20 protein-coding genes are annotated in these 20,443 nt (G+C 48.9%); 5 read left to right on the top strand and 15 right to left on the bottom strand.

The window, feature by feature from the left end; translation table 11 throughout:
* Positions 1-28: 28 nt before the first annotated feature.
* Together PTQ21_RS07455 and PTQ21_RS07450 are read left to right on the top strand one after the other, a co-directional pair.
* Positions 29-928 (top strand): ABC transporter ATP-binding protein, encoded by a 900-nt coding sequence (locus PTQ21_RS07455; protein ID WP_274569324.1) that lies wholly within the window; start codon positions 29-31, stop codon positions 926-928.
* A 95-nt stretch (positions 929-1,023) separates the two neighbouring features.
* The gene (locus PTQ21_RS07450; RefSeq protein WP_274569323.1) at positions 1,024-1,830 is read left to right on the top strand and encodes a TatD family hydrolase; all 807 of its coding nucleotides are present in this window, start codon (positions 1,024-1,026) and stop codon (positions 1,828-1,830) included.
* A 108-nt stretch (positions 1,831-1,938) separates the two neighbouring features.
* Here the strand turns inward: PTQ21_RS07450 and nfsA are convergent, their stop codons facing one another.
* The 9 genes from nfsA to PTQ21_RS07405 form a co-directional block, all read right to left on the bottom strand.
* Entirely contained in the window at positions 1,939-2,682 is a 744-nt protein-coding gene (gene nfsA, locus PTQ21_RS07445; RefSeq protein WP_274569321.1) for an oxygen-insensitive NADPH nitroreductase, read from the bottom strand.
* On the bottom strand, positions 2,666-3,274 hold the full coding sequence (locus tag PTQ21_RS07440; protein ID WP_063566247.1) for a TetR family transcriptional regulator: 609 nt from the start codon (positions 3,272-3,274) through the stop codon (positions 2,666-2,668). Before PTQ21_RS07440 ends, nfsA begins: the two co-directional genes overlap by 17 nt.
* A 227-nt stretch (positions 3,275-3,501) precedes the next feature.
* The gene (locus PTQ21_RS07435) at positions 3,502-4,662 is read right to left on the bottom strand and encodes a YhgE/Pip domain-containing protein (RefSeq protein ID WP_269053781.1); all 1,161 of its coding nucleotides are present in this window, start codon (positions 4,660-4,662) and stop codon (positions 3,502-3,504) included.
* Between the two features lie 335 nt (positions 4,663-4,997).
* Positions 4,998-7,430, bottom strand: coding sequence for a heavy metal translocating P-type ATPase (locus PTQ21_RS07430; RefSeq protein ID WP_274570462.1), 2,433 nt, complete (start codon positions 7,428-7,430; stop codon positions 4,998-5,000).
* A gap of 257 nt (positions 7,431-7,687) precedes the next feature.
* On the bottom strand, positions 7,688-7,888 hold the full coding sequence (locus PTQ21_RS07425; RefSeq protein ID WP_274569319.1) for a copper ion binding protein: 201 nt from the start codon (positions 7,886-7,888) through the stop codon (positions 7,688-7,690).
* A gap of 48 nt (positions 7,889-7,936) precedes the next feature.
* Positions 7,937-8,338: a metal-sensitive transcriptional regulator gene (locus PTQ21_RS07420; RefSeq protein ID WP_082935409.1), complete on the bottom strand. Its 402-nt coding sequence runs from the start codon at positions 8,336-8,338 to the stop codon at positions 7,937-7,939.
* Between the two features lie 162 nt (positions 8,339-8,500).
* Positions 8,501-8,983, bottom strand: a complete 483-nt coding sequence (locus tag PTQ21_RS07415) for a GNAT family N-acetyltransferase (protein WP_079695857.1) — start codon at positions 8,981-8,983, stop codon at positions 8,501-8,503.
* 147 nt (positions 8,984-9,130) lie between these two features.
* Positions 9,131-9,313 carry a hypothetical protein gene (locus PTQ21_RS07410; RefSeq protein ID WP_063566250.1) on the bottom strand — a complete coding sequence of 61 codons (183 nt, stop codon included), beginning with the start codon at positions 9,311-9,313 and terminating at the stop codon, positions 9,131-9,133.
* A 123-nt stretch (positions 9,314-9,436) separates the two neighbouring features.
* Entirely contained in the window at positions 9,437-10,327 is an 891-nt protein-coding gene (locus PTQ21_RS07405; protein WP_063566251.1) for a DMT family transporter, read from the bottom strand.
* Positions 10,328-10,537: 210 nt separating this feature from the next.
* Here PTQ21_RS07405 and PTQ21_RS07400 point away from each other — a divergent pair, with 210 nt between their 5' ends.
* On the top strand, positions 10,538-11,425 hold the full coding sequence (locus PTQ21_RS07400; RefSeq protein WP_274569315.1) for a LysR family transcriptional regulator: 888 nt from the start codon (positions 10,538-10,540) through the stop codon (positions 11,423-11,425).
* 185 nt (positions 11,426-11,610) lie between these two features.
* Here the strand turns inward: PTQ21_RS07400 and PTQ21_RS07395 are convergent, their stop codons facing one another.
* The 6 genes from PTQ21_RS07395 to PTQ21_RS07370 form a co-directional block, all read right to left on the bottom strand.
* Entirely contained in the window at positions 11,611-12,369 is a 759-nt protein-coding gene (locus tag PTQ21_RS07395) for a nucleoside phosphorylase (RefSeq protein ID WP_090954100.1), read from the bottom strand.
* Position 12,370: 1 nt separating this feature from the next.
* Positions 12,371-13,042: a sulfite oxidase-like oxidoreductase gene (locus tag PTQ21_RS07390; RefSeq protein ID WP_090954102.1), complete on the bottom strand. Its 672-nt coding sequence runs from the start codon at positions 13,040-13,042 to the stop codon at positions 12,371-12,373.
* A gap of 46 nt (positions 13,043-13,088) precedes the next feature.
* On the bottom strand, positions 13,089-14,012 hold the full coding sequence (locus PTQ21_RS07385) for an ABC transporter permease (protein WP_024632282.1): 924 nt from the start codon (positions 14,010-14,012) through the stop codon (positions 13,089-13,091).
* Positions 13,996-15,063: an ABC transporter permease gene (locus PTQ21_RS07380; RefSeq protein WP_063566254.1), complete on the bottom strand. Its 1,068-nt coding sequence runs from the start codon at positions 15,061-15,063 to the stop codon at positions 13,996-13,998. Before PTQ21_RS07380 ends, PTQ21_RS07385 begins: the two co-directional genes overlap by 17 nt.
* Positions 15,060-16,559 (bottom strand): ABC transporter ATP-binding protein, encoded by a 1,500-nt coding sequence (locus PTQ21_RS07375; RefSeq protein WP_063566255.1) that lies wholly within the window; start codon positions 16,557-16,559, stop codon positions 15,060-15,062. Before PTQ21_RS07375 ends, PTQ21_RS07380 begins: the two co-directional genes overlap by 4 nt.
* Before the next feature lie 104 nt (positions 16,560-16,663).
* A complete protein-coding gene (locus PTQ21_RS07370) occupies positions 16,664-17,695 on the bottom strand; it encodes a BMP family lipoprotein (protein ID WP_064642704.1) in 1,032 nt (343 codons plus the stop codon).
* A gap of 277 nt (positions 17,696-17,972) precedes the next feature.
* Between PTQ21_RS07370 and PTQ21_RS07365 the strand changes: the two genes are divergently transcribed.
* Both PTQ21_RS07365 and PTQ21_RS07360 read left to right on the top strand, forming a co-directional pair.
* On the top strand, positions 17,973-19,415 hold the full coding sequence (locus PTQ21_RS07365) for a hypothetical protein (RefSeq protein WP_274569312.1): 1,443 nt from the start codon (positions 17,973-17,975) through the stop codon (positions 19,413-19,415).
* Between the two features lie 239 nt (positions 19,416-19,654).
* On the top strand, positions 19,655-20,287 hold the full coding sequence (locus PTQ21_RS07360) for a DUF5317 domain-containing protein (protein ID WP_063566258.1): 633 nt from the start codon (positions 19,655-19,657) through the stop codon (positions 20,285-20,287).
* Positions 20,288-20,443: the final 156 nt, after the last annotated feature.

The following is a 20,443-nucleotide window of genomic DNA, read 5'->3' as shown; positions in this document are numbered from 1 at the left end:
CATATAAAGGTTAGGAAGTGATGACAAGATGACACCCGAACACAACGAGCGGGTAGCTACTGCGCCGGATGAAGGTGCAACCACTCCAACGAGTAATGGAGTTCCTGAGCATGGAGCCGTTGCCTTACCTGCACATCATTCATCACCCGCGTTGGAAGTTCTGAACGTGAATGCTTCGTTCCGAGAGCGACGCAGCACTTTGCCCGTTCTGGATGGCCTTTCTCTGACCGTGGAACAAGGAGAATTCGTAGCCATTGTTGGTCCTTCCGGCTGTGGCAAAAGCACCCTGTTTCACATCATCGGCGGTCTGCTGAAACCTCAGGAGGGACAAATCCTGATGAATGGTCAGGATGTCACCGGACAACGCGGCAAGATTAGCTATATGCCGCAGCAGCCTGCCCTCTTCCCATGGCGTACCATTGAGGACAATGTGCTGCTTGCAGGTGAAGTGTCTGCGGATGCACCACCCCGAGCAGAGGCGCTTGCAGATGCCCGGAAGTGGCTGAGCAGTGTCGGACTGGCTGGGTTCGAACAAGCCTATCCGCATATGTTATCGGGCGGCATGCAGCAGCGGGTTGCCTTTCTGCGCGCCCTGCTCAGTCCGCAGGAGCTGATGCTGCTAGACGAGCCTTTTAGTGCGCTGGATGCACTGACCCGTAGCGACATGCAGCGCTGGCTGCTCGATATCTGGGAACAGAACCGCCGCTCGGTGCTGTTCATTACGCATAATATCGAGGAAGCATTATTGCTTGCGGACCGTATCTATGTTTTATCAAATCGGCCTGCGGCTGTACTTCACGAGGTCGATGTTCCCTTTGATCGTCCACGTCGCGAAGCGATCACGGAGGAATCTGCTTTTCTTGAACGGAAACGGCAGATTTCCCAGTGGATGAGAGAAGAACAGCAGAAAACCCGCCTATCTAAATAGTGCGGGTTTTTGAGTTATTTTTTCCCTAAAATGGGTGATCCAAGACAAACTACCCTGCGTATCATTGGTAAAAGACAAAAAGGAGGGGTCCATCCATGCAATCAACCGCTTTTGCACCCTTGATCGATGCACATCTTCACCTGGACAAATATACACCTGAAGAACAACGTGAGATGCTGCATTCCTTCCCATCCCAGCAGGTTGAGTCTGTCATCGCCGTTTCCATGAATCTGGCTTCTGCCCAGAGTAACCTAGAACTAGCTTCCCAATACCCTCGTACCGTATATCCGGCCTTTGGGTTCCATCCCGAGCAGCCCCTGCCGTCCCTGGCAGAGCAGGATCTATTTTTCAAATGGATCGAAAAGCATATGGGACAAGCCACAGCGATTGGGGAAGTTGGATTGCCTTATTACAACCGACAGGAAGCTGAACAGGCGGGACAGTACTTTGATCAGAGCGGCTATATCGATCTGTTGGAGCGATTTATCCAGCTAGCGAAACGGCACGGTAAACCGATTGTGCTGCACGCTGTATACGAGGATGCCGATATCGCCTGTGACCTGCTGGAGCAATATCATCATCGCCGGGCACATTTTCACTGGTTCAAAGGCTCCAAGCGGACCGTCCAGCGAATGGCTGACAACGGATACTTCGTCTCATTTACACCTGATATCATATACGAAGAGGAAATTCGCGAATTAGCTCGCCAGTATCCTTCCGAGCAGGTTATGGCAGAGACTGATGGACCTTGGCCTTTCGAGGGACCTTTCCAGGGAAGAATGACGCATCCAGCCATGACCAGACAGGTCATTCAAGCGTGGAGTGAAGTGACCGGTATGGGAACGGAGCGGGCTGCGCGTCTCTTTTATCAGAATACGAAACGCTTCTACGATCTTCCTTAGGTCCGAATTGGCATCCATTCTTGTGCTGGTTCCTCAATTAAAAAGATATAGTATGCAAAAAAAGAAGTCAGTCGACATCTGCCGGACTGACTTCTTTTGTATTTACACTTAACGTTTCAAGAATCCTTTGCCTTCGAGGAATGGCTTCATCTGTAGACGTACCGGCTCTGTAAGACGTTTCGCCATCATTTCGGACCACGGTGTAGAACGTTCCCCTTGAGTGCGCTCCTTCATGTATGCAGCAGTCGTTTCGTCATAGCTCTCGACGCCTTTGAGGGTCTGCTCGGCGTTATAGCGGCCATGGTGCAGGACAGCATCTAGTGGTAGACGCGGACGAATACCCGTATCCTGATCAGCAACACCAATGCACATTCCATATACTGGATAGACGCCGTCGGGCAAGCCCAATACTTCGCTCACTTCCTCAATACGGTTGCGCAGCCCGCCAATATATACAATTCCGAAACCTAGTGACTCTGCTGCAAGCGCAGCATTTTGCGATGCGAGTGCAACATCAATGGTGGCCACCATAAAGTTTTCAGTGGAGTCCTCATAGGATTCCTTTTCAGGCAAATGACGCTTGGCAGCATCACTCAGGCGATAAAGGTCAGCACACCATACAAGAAACACAGGGCATTCATTGACGTAAGACTGATTGCCTGCCAATTCAGCCAATTTGGCCTTCTGCTCCTGTTCGGTAACAGCAATTATAGTATAGGCCTGCACACTACTTGAAGAGGAAGCCATCTGCCCGGCCGCCACGATTGCTGCCAGCTGCTCCTCTCTTACAGGGTCTGGCTTGAATTTCCGCACAGAGCGGTGCTTCATCATCAATTCAATGGTTTCGTTCATTGCTATTCACTCCCAATCCTCGTAGTACGAATTCAATGGTTTGCTCAGCCAGCTCATCTGTGTTCATATCCTGATAGTCAAAGCTAAACCGCGAATTCTTGGCCCGTTTGTGCGCCAAAGCCACACCCATGACCTGAAGCATCGCATAAGATACGGACTCGATCTGAAACACGCCCTGCTCCTTGCCTTCTTGCAGCAGTTCTCTCACTCTGGTCCAGACGGGGTCCAAAAAACGAAACACGGTAGCTGTGCGATGGGTACGCAGCGTAATTTCAAGCTGCACAATATCGCTCATTTCTCGGTCGGTCATTGTGAACTTTACAACTTCACCTATGATTCGTCGGATACCCTCCACGGGGGAGGACATGGACTCTTCAGCCAACTCGTTCATCATATGATCAGGAAAAAAGTGCTCAAATAATGCTTCGAACACCTTTTCTTTTCCACCAAAATGATACGAGACCAGCGATACATTCGCACCCGCCTCATCACAGATTTGACGAACACTTGTCCCGTCATACCCCTGCTGTGCAAAAAGCTTCTTGGCTGCAAGCAAAATCCTCGTTTTTATATCCAATTCCGGTTCCGTCATTCCGTCCGCTCCTCTTGTCCGTTCTATTCATTTGCTCCAGCTCACCGGGCTGCAGCGAGACTACTCTATCGTTTCATTATGAAAGTTTGTGCATCAAAGCGCAAGGTGTGCCGCCTGTGGTTCTGCAAAGCTAGCCACCTCAACCTACTATTAAACCAAGCACCCCGGTGAAAATCACCGGGGTGCTTGATCATATCCTATGAAGAACAACCATGATGACTGGAATATTAGCTGTTCATTTGAGCCGGGCTTGGTGCCCCAGCTGGCATGCGTTGTTTTTTCAACAACGTCACCACCAGGGAAAGGGCTACAGCAACCAGCAATACAATGGTAATTGAACCAGCAGCGGATTGAACTCCAGGTCCACCCAGTTGAGCGCTCAGAACACCTTGAACGGCATATGTGGCAGGCAGATACTGACCAATACCACTGTAGAAGCTGTTCAGCAATTCACGTGGCACCATTGCACCGGAAGATACCAGTTGCAGCGACAGTGAAATGATGTTGAACAAACTTCCCGCTGGTCCAAAGCAGATCAGGAAGAACTGGGAGAAGAACATGAACGTGCAGAGGAACAACGCCTGGAACAACCAGAATGCGATAAATCCTTGCTCGATCTGTCCGCCCAGCGACACGATCAGTGATGATCCCAGCAGGGAAACCACAAGAGCAGACCCCAGATTAATGACTACTCTGGCGCCAAACAAAGTCCAGCGGGAGTGAGTAGCCGACAGCATACCCATCGCTGTCTGCAGGTTCATACCCATAATCATGGCTCCCACATAAGAAGCGAGTACCATCATCATCGGCACCATCTGGTTGTTCATGCCGTTAACCGGATTAATAGAAGTCGTTGTACCTTCCACGCGGGTAGTCAGGTTGGCAGCAGCTTCAGCTGCCTGATCTGCAGGCGCTCCGGAAGCCGTCAACACAGCTTGCACACCTTGAGCGGTTGCTTGCTTGTTAATCGTGTTCGTCACGCTTTGCGATACACCTTGCATCATGCTTTTTATCGTAACCGGGTTCGCCTCGTTAATGGTGTACTTGATTTCGGCAGTGGAACCGGCTGTCTGAATCAGCTCGTTAAACCCTGCAGGAATATTCAGCACCATATGAATCTTGCGATGATTTAACTGGTCAAGTGCTTCGGCAGCACTCAGATTAGTTACGGTATGAAAAGGAAGCGTCTCAGCCATACGATCTGCGATCCCCTTGGACTGCTCTCCATCCTCATTGACAACGGCAACCGTCAATTCATTCATCCGGTCATTCACTCCGGAATATGCTGTCATCCAGATCACGCTGAAGATCACTTGGAACATAAGTGCCGTCACGATCCCCACAATTACTGGCGGTTTTTTCAACAATATACGTAAAGCCTGCAACATAAATGATGTCCTCCATTACTCATTAGTTCGAATTTGATGTAAACGATTGTTTGAATCAAACAATCGTTTTAAATTTTAAGTCTATATGTCTATATTGTCAATCTATTTCTGAAAGGTTCAGAAAGATTAAGATGTGTTTCACAAACAATGAATTCCATTTCATAAGAGGACATCACTTCACACGCTCACCTTCTAATAACAAGGAAAGGACCATTCCCTTAACATATCTCAGACATCTTTCCATAACAAAAAAAAGCACGCTCCGCCGCAGCGGACCGCACCCTATGCTTACTTTTGAGCATAATAGAAAGTTGAATCACGTCCCTCAATGGACATCAGTCATTGCTTTTCAGTTTCATCCGTTGCAGACGCAGCGAATTCAATACAACCGACACAGAGCTGAACGCCATGGCCGCACCTGCCAACCAAGGAGCTAGGAAGCCCACTGCTGCAATTGGAATCCCAATCACGTTATAGCCAAGTGCCCAGAACAGGTTCTGCTTGATATTGCCCATCGTGCGCCGGCTCATCTCGATTGCATCTGCAATACTGTTCAGATCGCCGCGCATTAGCGTAATATCCGCTGCTTCCATCGCTACATCGGTTCCGGTTCCGATGGCCATACCAATATCGGCTGTAGCAAGGGCCGGAGCATCGTTGATACCATCTCCAACCATCGCTACCTTGAGGCCACTCTCCTGAAGTTTTTTCACTTCTGCCGCTTTACCCTCTGGCAGTACCTCAGCCAGAACTTTATTAATTCCGGCTTGCTCCGCTACAGCGCGTGCTGTCCGCTCATTGTCTCCCGTAATCATGATGACATCAATTCCCATAGCATGAAGCCGCTGAATGGCTTCCCGTGAAGTTTCCTTGATGGTATCCGCCACCGCAACAACCCCAGCCCATTGACCGTCCACGGCGACCAGCATCGCTGTGCGTCCTTGTTCCTCAAGGTTATTCATCTGTTGCATCGTTTCCTCGGAGACATTCACCTTCGCATCCGTAAGCAGCCTACGTGTCCCGACCAGGATCTCTTGTCCCTGAACCCGAGCTCGCACACCATATCCCGGTATGTTCTCGAATTGCTCTGACTGGACCAGTTCCAGACCTTTACCTCGGATTCCTTCTACAATCGCCTCAGCCAATGGATGCTCCGAACTCTGCTCTGCTGCTCCCACCCGTTGCAGCAGGTCCGTTTCCGTCCATTCTGGAGCCGTCACCACATCCGTAAGCACGGGCTTGCCTTGGGTAACTGTACCTGTTTTGTCCAGTACAACGGTTTGGATCTGCTGTGCCGATTCCAGATGTTCGCCGCCTTTGAACAACACACCATATTCCGCCGCACGCCCTGATCCAGCCATAATGGACGTTGGAGTTGCGAGTCCAAGCGCACAAGGACAGGCTATGACAAGTACAGCAATCGCCTTCTCCAGCGAACCGGCAAAGTCACCGGGACTGGCGAAAAAATACCAGATCAGGAACGTGACTGCTGCGATGCCTACAACAATCGGAACAAAGATACCTGAGATCACATCGGCAATCCGCTGAATAGGGGCCTTGGAACCCTGCGCTTGTTCAACCACTTTAATAATTTGGGATAACGCCGTGTCCGAGCCCACGCGGGTCGCACGCAGTCTTAATACTCCATTTTTATTCAACGTAGCACCTGTAACGGCGTCCCCTGGTTTTTTATCCACGGGCAGGCTCTCTCCGCTTAACATGGATTCGTCGACAGAAGACTGCCCCTCCTCCACGACGCCATCGACAGGAATGCTATCTCCGGGTTTTACCAGAACGAGATCACCTACCGCGACATACGCAGACGGTACAATAACCTCCTGTCCATCACGAATCACTCTGGCTTCACGCGGAGCCAGTTCGATGAGGCTCTTGATTGCCTGAGAGGAACGCCCCTTGGCTACCGCCTCAAACCATTTTCCCAATAGGATCAACGTAATCAGAATTGCACTCGTCTCATAATAAAGCTCCACGGTTGGCATGGCTGCTGTAGCCATTCCCGTCCCACCATGATCCATCATGGTCGAAGCTGCATTGCCACTGGTCAGGGTCAGATACAGACTGTAGAAGAAAGCCGCACTTGTACCCAAAGCAACCAGTACATCCATATTGGCACTGCCATTACGGAGCGCTTTATAGGCTCCCACATAGAATTGCCATCCAATCACAAACTGTACTGGCGTTGCCAACACCAGTTGGAACCATGGGTTCATGAACAGATCCGGTACCCAGATCCACGAGGTAAATGAAAAGTGACCCACCATGGCCCAAAGCAGTGGCAAAGATAACAAGGCGGAGATCATCCATTTCCACTTTTTACGCTGTAATTCACGCTCACGCACTGATTGGGTATCTTCCTGTGTCTTCTGCAACTCTGCTCCATAACCGAGCTGTTTGATCTTCGCCGTAATATCGGTTGCCTTCAGTACTCCTGCTGCAAATTCCACATGTCCCGTTTCCAGAGCCAGGTTCACGTTTGCACGGGATACACCCGGCAACCGAGAAAGACCTTTTTCGATTCGAGTAGAACAAGCAGCACAGGTCATGCCTGTAATGTCCAGATCCACGGATTCCGTTACTGTACCATAGCCAAGGGCCTCCACCTTATCCCGCAAAGCATTGATGTTCGTTGTCTTCGGATCATAGGATACCGTTGCTTGTTCTATAGCGAGGTTAACATTCGCCTGATTGACCCCTTCCATTCGGGACAAACCCTTCTCAATCCGGGTAGAGCAGGCAGCACAGGTCATGCCTGTAATTTGCAGTGTTGTCTGCAATCCCGCCGCTTCCTGTGAAGGTACGGGTTCTGATACTGTTGCGTTCTCCGTTGTTGATGACTTATCCATGTTGTTAGCTCCTTTCTCTATGAAATATTCCTACACACCCAATACCCCCAAGGGGTATATAAAAGACAGAAAATCAGGCTTAAACAATGAACCCATTTAATGGAAAAGACCTGTTGAATTCCTTTCCATGCAAAGGGAAGTTCAGTTTAAGCCTGCGATGATTAGACTACGTCATATCCTTGATCTTCGATGGCTGCCTTGATCTGATCCACATTGACTTTTTGCTCGTCATATTCAACTGCGACAGTTCCTGCTGCCAGATTAACCTGACCATTCGCTCCCGCATTCTTCACAGCTTCTTCAACCGATTTCACACAGTGATTGCAAGACATTCCTGTAACGTTCAACGTAATATTAGACATGGGTAGTTCCTCCTTAGATATATAAATGATGAGTTCATTCAAAAATAATTACTTCATTAACTTTCTTACCGTTACCAACAATTCATCCACAACCTCATGCTCTCCGGCCTGAATGCGCTCAACGATGCAGCTCTTCATGTGGCCTTCCAGCAATAGCTTGCCTACTGAATTAAGAGCGGACTGAGCAGCCGCGATCTGTGTCAGCACATCATCACAATAGGTATCCTTCTCGATCAATCCCTTGATCCCGCGAATCTGTCCTTCAACACGGTTCAAGCGGGAAATCAGGTTGCCCTTCATCTCTTGGGAGTGATGGCTCTTGCGCACATGCTTTCCATCACTGCCTGACGTATGACATGAATTGGCTTGCTGATCATCGGTCTGTGAGACTTCGTTCACCTCTGTTACGGATGACTCCAAAGGTTCCTTGGGATGGCTCTGATGTTCCATCGCGAACACCCCTTTTCTTTCGTTCTGTAATAAGAGTAACATACCCCATGGGGGTATGCAAGACTATTTCTTTTATTTTACTCCAAATGGATGTATTCCATGCTTCCTACGACTGCACTAACGCGCCAGACATCTCATTATTCTTCGTACAGCACATTATAGTTATAGTATGTATTCCATTCTGCTGCTGCGTACAGCCAGACCCATCTGCTCATAGAAAGCTTGAGCACCAGTATTAAATGTAGACACGGTCAGTTCAACACTGTCGACCTGCATTTTTTTGCCAAGTTCGATTAACTCCTGCATCAACAGTTTGCCTGTCCCATGTCCACGATGTTTGCTACCAACGATGATCTCATGGATATATAACATCTTTCGATCCTTTAACAAATCCACATTCTGAATAACATTCAACTGTGCGCTCGCAAATCCAACAATCTCACCCTGTTCCAGCAATTCCGCAACATAGAGATAGCGATGATCCGTTTCCAGTAGTTCTTCATATTCCTTATGACTCATTCTCGTCTGCAACTCTCTGTATACGTCTGGCCTGGCCTCCACATGCAAGTGATGAAGTTCATCCATTAAGGCAGATACTCCCGTGTAATCTCCGATGACAGCCCTTCTAATGTTAATCTCACTCATCTTCACATTCTCCTCTCACAAACGTTCCCATGATTATACAATAAGACATCAGGAAGATGATGCTCCGAAACATGCTTAACCATTCTGATATAAAAAAGCAGATACCTTAACGGTACCCGCTTCTTTTAAAGCTATATCTGGTTCCTCTTATTCTTTGGATGATTTACCTTCATCAAATGCTACAGGTGACGGTTTGGCAGACCATTCGTCCGCTTGCGGCTCAATATCCACACCGCTCAAAATTTTCTTTTTCTCCATCAAGGAATCCCCGTCTTCATCCAGTTTGTTGCGAATTGCCGCCTCATCCTGAGGTTGATTGTTCTGTGTCATGCTGGAGTCCTCCTCTTCGTAATCATGGTGATGTTCCTATATATAACTTACCCATTTTTTGCATTGTCATTCGGAATGTATACAAGGTTCAACAACCACTTGAAGAAAGTTCTCCGTATAACTTTATATTTTCGCGACTTTACTGCCTTTCACTTTAACATTCACAAGCAGGATGCTGGCAATAATCATAACCAGACCTGCGATCAGGTTGACCGTAACCGACTCTCCGAGGAACAGCACACTGCATAACAGGGCGATCAGCGGAATCAGGAACGTAAACGATCCTACTTTGCTGGCTTCGCCGGAGCTAACCAGTTTGAAGAACGCGAGCCAGCCCATTGCAATGACAAACACCGAAATAAACAGCGTATCCAGTATAAAAGGAAGCACCCACTGCACATCAGCCCAGCTCTCTGTGACCGTACCCGTCAACGTCAGAACAACTCCGCCGATCAGAATCGGAATGGCTGTCATCCAGATTCCATCGACCTTCATTGAATTTCGCTTCATATATACGGTCCCGATCGCCCAGCTAATTGCACTGAACAGCCCAAGCATAACCCCTTCAGGGGATACTTTGCCTGTCATGCCGCCAATACTGATCGTAGCCACCCCTGCAAAACCGATCACCAATCCGGCAATCTTCAGTCCATACATGGACTCACCCAGCCACAACCATGCCCCGATTCCGAGCAGCACAGGCTGTAGGAACACTATGGATGAAAATAATCCTGCTGGCACTTCCGTCAGCCCCACGGTCTGAAAACCGTAGAAGAAGATGATGTTAAGCACCGCAGATATGGCATAAATATGCCAGGTTTGCTTCAACCGCAGCGTTTTGTAGCGGGGAAAAGCATACAGCCCCAGCACCAGACCCCCAATTAACAGGCGCATGCCTGCGAATATGAGCGGCGGTGTGAAATTTAATGCGTATTTGGTCAGGGGCCAGTTTACTCCCCACATGAGTACCAGAAAAGCCAGGACCCAGCCTGCTTTTGCACGTGATAAAGCCATATGTTTATTCTCCTATCCGGCACACATCTACAGGCGCAGTTTAATCAATCGTACACATTATCCTGCGCTCTTTCTGTGCCTGCAAACCATTTGGAATCCGATCCAGATCCGTTTTACATTCGTTCTTTGATCGTTCCGTGTCTTCATGATACAATAATGATCGAAATAATTGAAATGCATGTTAATCATAAGGAGCATACCATATTTGTTATGAACAACTCACAGTTGCAGTTATTTGTGAAAATTGCAGAGACGGGAAGCTTCACCCGTGCAGGCCAGGAACTGAATATGACACAGCCCGCAGTCAGTCGGGCCATCTCTTCGCTAGAGAATGAACTGGATGTCACTCTAATCATACGGGATCGTAGGAACGGCATCGTGCTTACGGATGTGGGACAGCGAATTCTGGTTATTTTCCGCCGCATTTTACAGCAATTTGATAAGGTACAGCAGGTCGTTGCCGCCGAAAAAGGGTTGGAGATTGGTACGATTCGTATTGGCTCTTTCCCTATGTCATCCGCCCATCTGCTGCCAAAAATCATCCGCTCGATTCGGGACCGCTATCCTCAGATTCAGTTTGAGTTACACGAGGGGAACATCCTTGAAATTCAGGAGTGGCTAAGCTCACGCGCCATTGATGTAGCTCTCATTATTGCCACAGATAAAGAACCAGTAGATGTGTCTTATGAGACGCTTCCACTCTATAGCGAGGAGATGCTCGCGGTGTTTCGGGACGATGAACCTTTTGCGAATCAGGAAATTCTGCCGGTAAAAATGCTGGACAAACACCCCATGATTATTTGCAAAGGCGGCTATGAGGTACCGATTGTTGATCTGTTCAATCGAGCAGATGCAGAATTACATTTCGGATTTGTCGTGTATAACGTAAACACTTGCCTTAGCATGATTGAGCAGGGACTCGGGACCGCTATGCTGCCTGCTATTTCACTATCCTGGCTGCCTCCGGGTGTCAAAGCACTCCCCACAGAGCCGAAAGCCTACCGCAATATCGAGATTGCCGTTCCTTCACTTGTCGATGCTTCTCCCGCATCCCGGTTATTTATTGAGACGGCACAGCAATTGTTCGGACAAAGCTAACGAATCGATTGCACCTTCCAATATAGCAACAGTCGCTTCTATCTCAAACTCAAAAGGGCATCCCAAAGTCATGAACATGACCTTATGGGACGCCCTTTTATATTGTCCATCTCAGATGGACATCATTTGCTTATTTTGCAATTTTACCAGCAGTAGTAATACAAAATACCCTGATGATCTCAGCTTTACGACTGATCCTGACGAGCCAGTACAGCCAATGCACGCAGTGCCGCTTCGATCTCACGCTCAACAGCATCAGCTACCGCATTTGTATGCGGATCATACTCGGCGGCCAGGTCGCTGTCTGCGAATCCATCGATAGCGACAATAGCCCCGGCACGAGCGCCGCGCAGTGTGCTGACGATGTAGAGCGCGGCAATTTCCATCTCAGCGGCAAGAGCACCCGCCTGCTTGTACTTGCGATGAGGAATCTCTTCAACTCCTGTGAAGAATGCATCCAGCGTAACGGTAATGCCCACGCCAACTTTACCCGCACTTGAAGCTTTCGCTGCACTTGCATGCTCACGAGTTGCCTCGATTAACGCTTGTGTAACACCAAGGTCCGCTACCGCAGGGAAACCATCTGGTACCAGCTGACGTGTCAGCCCGTCCGTACGCACAGCGGCCGTGCTGACGATTACGCTGCCCGCTGGATAATCCGTTGTGTACGAGCCCGCTGTACCTACACGAATCAGGGTCGTTACCCCTGCCCGGATCAGTTCTTCGAAGCAGACAGCTGCTCCTGGTGAACCTACGCCATGGCTGACCACGGCCATTTGTACACCTTCATACAATCCTACAAACGTGCGATACTCCCGGCTGAACGCCAGTTCTCTCGCCTGCTCCAGCTTGCGGGAAATTTTCTCCGCACGTGCCGGATCACCACAGACAATGGCATATGCAGGCATATCTTCGGAATGAATTTGCAAAATAGGCATCAACATCTTAATCAAACTCCTTCTTCGTCCATTCGTCTTCCGGAATCGGAATATCTTCACCAGAGAAGCGCTGCTCCTTGAACGGATCGGCAAAATGATGGAAACCATTGACTTCCCAGAAGCCATTGCGATCTTCTTTCATGAATTCCAGACCCCGTATCCACTTCGCACTCTTCCAGAAGTAGAGTTGTGGAACAACCAAGCGCAGCGGATAACCGTGCTTTGGTGTGAGCGGCTCACCGTTAAATTTAAAAGCAAGCAATACATCATCATGCATCAGTTCTTCGAGCGGAACATTCGTTTCATAATCATGATCCGCGTGGATCATAACATATTTTGCTTCCGGTTTGACGCCAAGTAGCTTGATGAAATCCGAGAACCGTATGCCTTCCCATGGTGTATCAAACTTCGACCAGCGGGTAACACAATGAATATCGCTCACCGTGTTCACTTGAGGCATCCCCTGAAGCTCGGCGAAGGAGAACACCTTCTCCTCTTCAACTTCACCGAATACCTTCAAATCCCAGGTGGAAAGGTCGTATTCCGGCACTTCACCTTCATGTAGAATCGGGAATTTCTCGGTCAGTACCTGCCCCGGTGGCAGTCGGTCTCCGTGCTCAGCACCCGCTTTGGGTGCCGGGCTTTTCGTTTTTTTCAGACGTTCAGCCTTATTATGCAAGCGTGATTCCTCCTTCTTTATATGCTTCAAGCATAACATTCAGGATTTAACGCGAGCTTCCGCCCGCTTTCAGTGCATCTTGTGCATAAGTACGGTCCTTGAAGAAGAACATCGCCACCAGTGTCACAATATACGGCAGCATCATGGTAAAGTGAGTTGGCAGCGCAAAGCCCTGCAGTCGGATACTAAGAGCTTCCATGAACCCGAACAGCACACTGGACCCCATAACGCCGAGCGGATTCGCTTGACCCAGCATGGTCGCTACCAATGCGATGAAGCCGCGACCTGCGGTCATACCCTCGGTAAACATCGTAACCTGACCGAGCGATAACTGTGCACCCGCCAAGGCGCACAATACGCCGCACATCAGAACTGCACCATATTGAATGCCGCGCACCTTGATGCCGATACTTTGTGCCGCTACCGGATTCTCACCCACGGAACGAAGACGGAAACCGGAGACACTTTTGAACAGATAAAACTGCAAGGCAATCACGATAATAATCCCGAGATATACGAGCGGGCTATGCCCTGAGATAACATCGCCTACCCACGGAATGTCCTTAATAAGAGGAATGTCCCATTTGGGGAGTCCCACCATATCCTTGTCATAGTAAGCACCTTTTACATCAAAAATCGCCCGCAGCGCAAAAGTCGTCAGTCCTGTGGCCAGAAAGTTAAGCGAGATCCCGACCACAATGGCGTTGGCCTTCAGATTAATACTGATAAAGGCAAATAGCGCAGAGAACAACATGACGATCACAATAGAAAATATTACAGCCAACAGTACATTGCCGAACAGATAGTTACCGACAATAGCGGAGAAAGCACCGATCAGTACGAGTCCTTCCAGACCCACGTTGAACAGACCGACACGAGAGCATAAAGCCCCACCGAGCGCTGCAAGCAGGATCGGCGTCATAATCCGCAGAGTAGAGCCAAACATGGCTGCATCAAACAGTTGTTGCATTGGACTTTTTCTCCTTTCTCCGCTTCAGGAATGAATATCCGATCTGAGCCGATACAAATAACGTCAATACCGCTTGGATGACACTGCCGACTTCCAGCGGCACATCCGTATTCCGTTCCATCCCCATGGCACCTGTCTGCAACGCTGCAAGCAGGATTGCCGCCACAGCTGTTCCTAGCGGATGCGAGCGGGCAAGCAATGTCGCCATAATGCCGCTCCATGCATAACTTGCAGATGACAACGATCCATCAAGGAAACGATACTGTGTACCCAGCACTTCCCCTGCACCCGCAAGACCTGCAAGTCCACCACTGATGATCATGGACAGCATCATCATGCGAATGCGGCGCACGCCGCCATATGTTGCAAACGAAGGGTTGCTACCCAACATGCGGATCTCATAACCAGTTACTGTCTTGTGTGTGAACCAGTAGATGAGAATCGCCGCCACAATAGCAATGATGAATCCAGCATGCAGTCCCATACCCTGGAACAGCTTCGGCAGCCAGACACTCTGATCAATCATTGGCGTCTGGGCCATTGCCGCTGATCCTGTACGGTCTTTAAACGGGTAGGATACCATGTATCCTCCAAAATAAATCGCAATATAGTTGAGCAGCAGTGTTGTGATCAACAGATTCATGCCAAAGCGGGCATCCAGCCAACCTGCAAACAGCGACCAGACCCCACCGGCGATGATCCCCGCCACAATGGCTGCAATACAGACAAACCAGCCTGGACCCGGCAGGTAGAGCGCCGTCAGCGCTGCACTAAGTCCGCCAAGAACCATCTGTCCTTCTGCACCCATGTTGAAAAATCCGGCGCGGAACGCCAGTGCTACGCCCAGCCCCGCAAGAATAATGGGCGTCGAACGTGCCAGTGTGTTAGTGAAGAAGTAGAAGTTGCCGAAGGCCCCTTTCCACATCTCCGCATACGTATCCACCACGGACCCGCCAACGATCAGAATGGCTACAGCACCTGCCAGTAAACCGATGAATACGGCAAGCAGCGGCTGTATGAGTCCGCGAAGTGTTTCTTTTACCCGATTCATATCCGCTCTTTCCCTCCTGCCATCAACAAGCTGATCTGTTCTTCTGTTGCTTCATCTGCCTTCAGTTCCCCGGCAATTCCGCCTTCATACATGACAATGATCCGATCCGATAATTGCAAAATCTCGGACAATTCGGAGGAAACGAGCAGAATACCCGCACCCTCATTCCGTTTGCGCAGCAATTCAGCGTGGATGGTCTCCATCGCTCCGATGTCTACACCCCGCGTAGGTTCAGCCGCAATCAGAAACGGCGTATCCTGGGCAAACTCACGCGCAGCAATCAACTTCTGCAAGTTACCGCCAGATAGGAACTGCGCCTTCGTTTCCGCAGAACCGGTTTTGATGCTGAACTGCTTGATCCAGTTCTCCACCATGGTCCGTGCTGCCTTCGCTTTAATGATACCGCGTGATTGAAGCCGGTGATGGTGGCCCATCAGTCCATTTTCACGAACGCTCGCATCCTTCGCCGCTCCCCACATATAACGGTCTTCCGGGATATGGGCAAGTCCATGCTCCCGAATGCGCCGCACTGGCCAATTGGTTGTATCCTGCCCTGACAGTAGGACGCGGCCGCTATCTGCCTTGCGTAGTCCCGCAATGATCTGGATCAGTTCAGACTGGCCGTTGCCGGAAATACCCGCAATTCCAACGACCTCGCCTTTCCGAACTTGCAAATGGATATCCTTGAGTGCAGAACGGTCCTCTGCCCCTGACAAGTTTACCGCTTCCACCTGAAGCACAGCTTCTCCCGGAACGGATGGCTGCTTGTCCATGCGAACCAGCTCACGCCCTACCATCAGGCGGGACAGTTCCTCTACATTCGTGTCTTTTGCTTCCAATGTACCTGTCACCTGACCATCACGAAGAACCGTGATCCGGTCTGCCACATCCATAACTTCCTGCAGCTTGTGCGTGATCAATACAAAGGTTTTGCCCAACTTGGCAAGGGATTTCATATTCGCGAGTAGTTCTTTCACTTCCAGCGGTGTCAGTACCGCTGATGGTTCATCCAATATAATGATGTCCGCGCCCTGATGCAGCACCTTGAGAATTTCAACACGCTGCTGCATGCCCAGAGGGCATTCAAATACTTTTTTCCACGGATCAACTGGCATGCCATACGTTCTGCCCAATTCATTCACCTGGGCCGCCGCCTGTTTGCGATCAAATACCCCTGCCGCAGACGGTTCACGGCCAATCACGATGTTCTCGGCAACCGTAAAGGAAGGAAACAGCATGAAATGCTGATGCACCATGCCGATACCACTTGCCATGGCCTGAGACGGAGTTGCGAAGCTGACCTCGCGTCCACGAACTTTGATTGTGCCTGATGTCGGTTGCTCCATTCCATACAACATACGCATCAGGGTTGTCTTACCAGCGCCGTTCTCACCCACGAGGGCATGAATCTCTCCTTCTCGCAAATTAAAACGGATGTCCCGGTTAGCGGTGAAGCCGCCGTATTTCTTCGTAATCTGCTCCATCTCCAACAGCATATCTCGCGTTCTCTCCTCTCGGTCTTAAATAGCAGCAAAACCGGCTGCCTGATCGGGCAGCCGGCTGATCAACTCAATTACTCAATCCTATGAAACAAACAATACTACTGTTGCAATGGATCTTTCACAACGATTTTGCCGGATACGATATCATCCTTGATTGCTTTAACCTTGTCGATAACTTCTTGTCCAACAAAAGCATTCAATGGAGTTTCGCTATCACGTGTTACGTAAGTCAGGCCTACGCCATCTTCTTTCAAGCCATAGTTCACAGCGCCCGCCTTGAAGTTTCCTTCAACGAAGTCTTTCACCGTCTGGTAAGAAACTGTATCAGTCGACTTTAATTGAGATAATACGATATGTTCCGGATCTTCAACGGTACGGTCCGTATCCTGACCGGAAGTATAGAAGCCTTTTTCTTTCGCGGCTTCGAACACGCCCAGATCCCCTACAGCGGATGCTGCGGCAATGAAGTCAGCACCTTTGCCGAATTGTACCAACGCAAGCTCTTTGGCTTTGGCCGGGTCGTTAAATCCACCAACGTAGTTCACAAGGAATTCCGCTTTCGGGTTAACCGATTCCAGACCAGCTTTGAAACCTTCTGTATATTTCTTGATCAATGGAACGTCCATCGCGGCAATCATACCGACTTTGTCTGTTTTCGTAGACAGTCCGGCAGCTGCACCAAGCAGGTATGCTCCTTCATATTCATGGAAACCAACGCTACGTACGTTCGGTAGATCCACCGTTGTGTCTACAACGGCAAAGGACTTGTCCGGATTTTCGGCAGCCACTTTCTTCAGTGCATCTTCTGCCTGGAATGTCGCTGTAATGATCAGATCATAGTTCTCAGCAACTGCAGCACGCAGGTTTTGCTCAAATGCTGCCGGGTCAGTCGATTCAATCGTTTTGGTATCTACCTTGAATTCCTCGCCTGCTTTTTTGAAACCTTCATCCATCTGTACGAAGAACGGGTTTACCCCGATTTTTTCAGGAAGTACAAGCGCCATGCGCAGTGATTTTTCACTGTCGCCACCTTGGGCCGATTGTTCGTCTTTGGAAGCAGAATTTCCACAAGCCGCCAGCAATATAGCCAACATGATGATCGATAAGACGAACGATAAACCTCTTTTCATTTTGAAAATTCCCCTTTTCACTATTCTTTTTTTATAATCCTAGCGGATACTGTCGATCCTTGTCAATAAATCTTTGAGCGTATACACTAAATGGAATATAATAGTTGATTTGCCTTCGACAGAGCCTCCGAAGCCTCTCTATACTAAGGTTTTTTCCGTTGACATCCAGAGCTGCTCCATGCTAAAGTCAATCCAATTATTATATTCAGATAGGATTTGTCAGAATTATAACGCAATCTTATTTATTTTCCAACCCTATTTTGAGGAGGCTATTCATTTGAAAAAAATCACCCAGATCACACTGGCCGCTCTGCTCGCCGCTCCGGTTACACTCGGCAGCCTCAGCTTGCCCGCTTCGGTATCCGCAGCATCCGCCACTTCCGCTGGACAAACGACCTCACAGGCTGTTAAAGGACCGGCAGCACAAGCTCCTTCAGTTTATACCGAGAGTGCAGCTGATTACGCCCAATTCCTGCAAGCTAAATACAATATCCAATTGCCGAAACAGTTAACGAAGGGTGACTTCATCAAGGCGATTGCTACCATTCTTGAAGCCGATCAAGCTGCTCCTGCTACAGATGAAGCAAGTGACAGTGAAGTTAAGGCGCCATCCTTTACTGATCTGAAATCGAATGATTCAGCTTATAAAGCTGCCGTTTCCTTATATAACAATGGTATCCTATCCGGTACGGAAGTTCGTGCCAATGAAAAACTGAGCACTTATGCTGCTGTCTTCATCGCAGTCAAAGCAGCCGGATTCAAAGAACTGGCCTATACATATCCTGAAGACAAAACAGCAAAGGCACTTGCAAAACTGAGCATTAGCCCAAGCCGCGTGCAGGGACAAGCCGCGCAGGAACTGGCCGCTGCCATCGATACAGGTCTAATTCCGGAAAGTCTGTACCCCGCTCTCCGTAAGGGTGGCGAAGCGAGTTCCGATTTTGCCAGCATTTTGCTTGGACGGGTATTGACCAGTCAGGGTAAATATAAAAATGAAATTGGCCGTTCCGGCGACGCTGACATTTACTCCAAATTGTACGCTGCCTATCGCACGGCTGATTTAATAGAAGCACCAGAGCTTCGGACCATTGTGGATCAAGCTCTGCGGAATGATCTCGTCACAGGTTACAATCTTAAGGATAGTCGCTTTAATTCCAACTTCATCGATGAACTGACCTTAACTTACGGACATGATGATATTAAACATGCGGTGCAGTTAATTGGACTGTTGCGCAGTGAAGGCATCGATGCTGATGTACAGTTCCAGCCGAAGACATCTGCCTTCATCTATTTGAAGGAATGGGGAGAGCCCAAAGAAACACCGGATTACAAAGTAACCCAGATCGAGAATGGCAACTACATCGCCTACGCCAAAGAATATGACATTCAGTTCGAGTTCAATAACACAGCGGACAAAGCCCGTTTCAACGACATTATATTGAAGTATGCCAAAAAGAATAGCGATGACACCTCTGCCTTAATCCATGCTTCCTGGTGGCAGCCGCTGTATTATTCACCGACTGCTCTGGCGGAATATCCGGTCATTGCTAACAATAAAATTTCACTTGGCAACTATTACGCACAATCCTTCTCCCTTAAGGAGAATTCCAAGGCAATTCAGGAAGGATTCCGTAAGCTCGCCCCTGATGCGGATATTTCCAGTTACACCTTCTGGGTTGACCACCCGTTCTTCAATTATCTCAACGGGGAATCGGAATAAATCGAACATATGCTAGGTGCATTAAAGCTCGCATTTTGACATAATATAAAGCCGTCTTTACCGAACTTTTCAATGGATTCGACCCATTGGTTCGTAAAGGCGGTTTTTTGTTTATTTTTTTGCAAATTTCTTCTCAAAAAAATATTTTCCATTGAAGGATTTACCAGTAAAAGGTCGAATAACATAGATACACAAACACGCAATCACATTTACACATATCTGTAAGACAGGAGTTAATCATGGTATACGACGGCATTCTGCTAGGCTTGATCGTTGGACTGTTCCGGGGAGGATTTCGGTATGGTCTCCACCAGTTTGCAGCACTCAAGCTGCGAGGCGGATGGATATTCCCGCTGTTGCTGCTGGCCCAGTTCTTCATCTTTTTCTTGCAGGAAAGGCTTGATTGGGTTGCATCCATCAACGGGTACCTGTTTGCTGCCGTTTATGTCACAGGTCTAGCATTTTTGTGGCTTAATCGACATTACAAAGGTTTTACGTTGATCTGGATCGGTGTCTTTCTCAATTTCATCGTCATGGCAGTGAACGGTGGGCGTATGCCGGTTTCCGTGGACGCCTCTGCTGTTCTTGGGCCCTATTATGTAGATATGCTGCGCGAAGGCGGGGCGGTATCAAAGCACTATATGATGGATGCTTCCACACATCTTTCATTCCTAGGTGATATCATCCCGCTGTCCAGCCCTTATCCGCGGACCCAGGTGATCAGCATCGGCGATGTGGTCATGAACATTGGCATATTCCTGTTTATCCAGTACATGATGGTGAATCGAACCGGAGAAGCTTTGCAGCCAGTGAGTTCCATCAGGCCTGAAGACATTCGGACAGACTCCAAGGAAGGGAGGTCTTTTCCATGAAAAAATTCGAAGGCATTAAATATTCCCGTCTCGTCATCAACGCAATCATCGTAGCTTCTGTCGTTGTTGCATTGACTTCGGGATACAAGCTGGGCGGCTAGTACATATACTTCGCCAACCAAGACAAACAGGCTGCCAGCGGCCTGTTTTTTCTTT

This window comes from Paenibacillus marchantiae (assembly GCF_028771845.1).
GTDB lineage: Bacteria > Bacillota > Bacilli > Paenibacillales > Paenibacillaceae > Paenibacillus > Paenibacillus marchantiae.
Note: the sequence above shows the minus strand (reverse complement) of the source record. Positions and strands in the feature narration are given on the sequence as shown.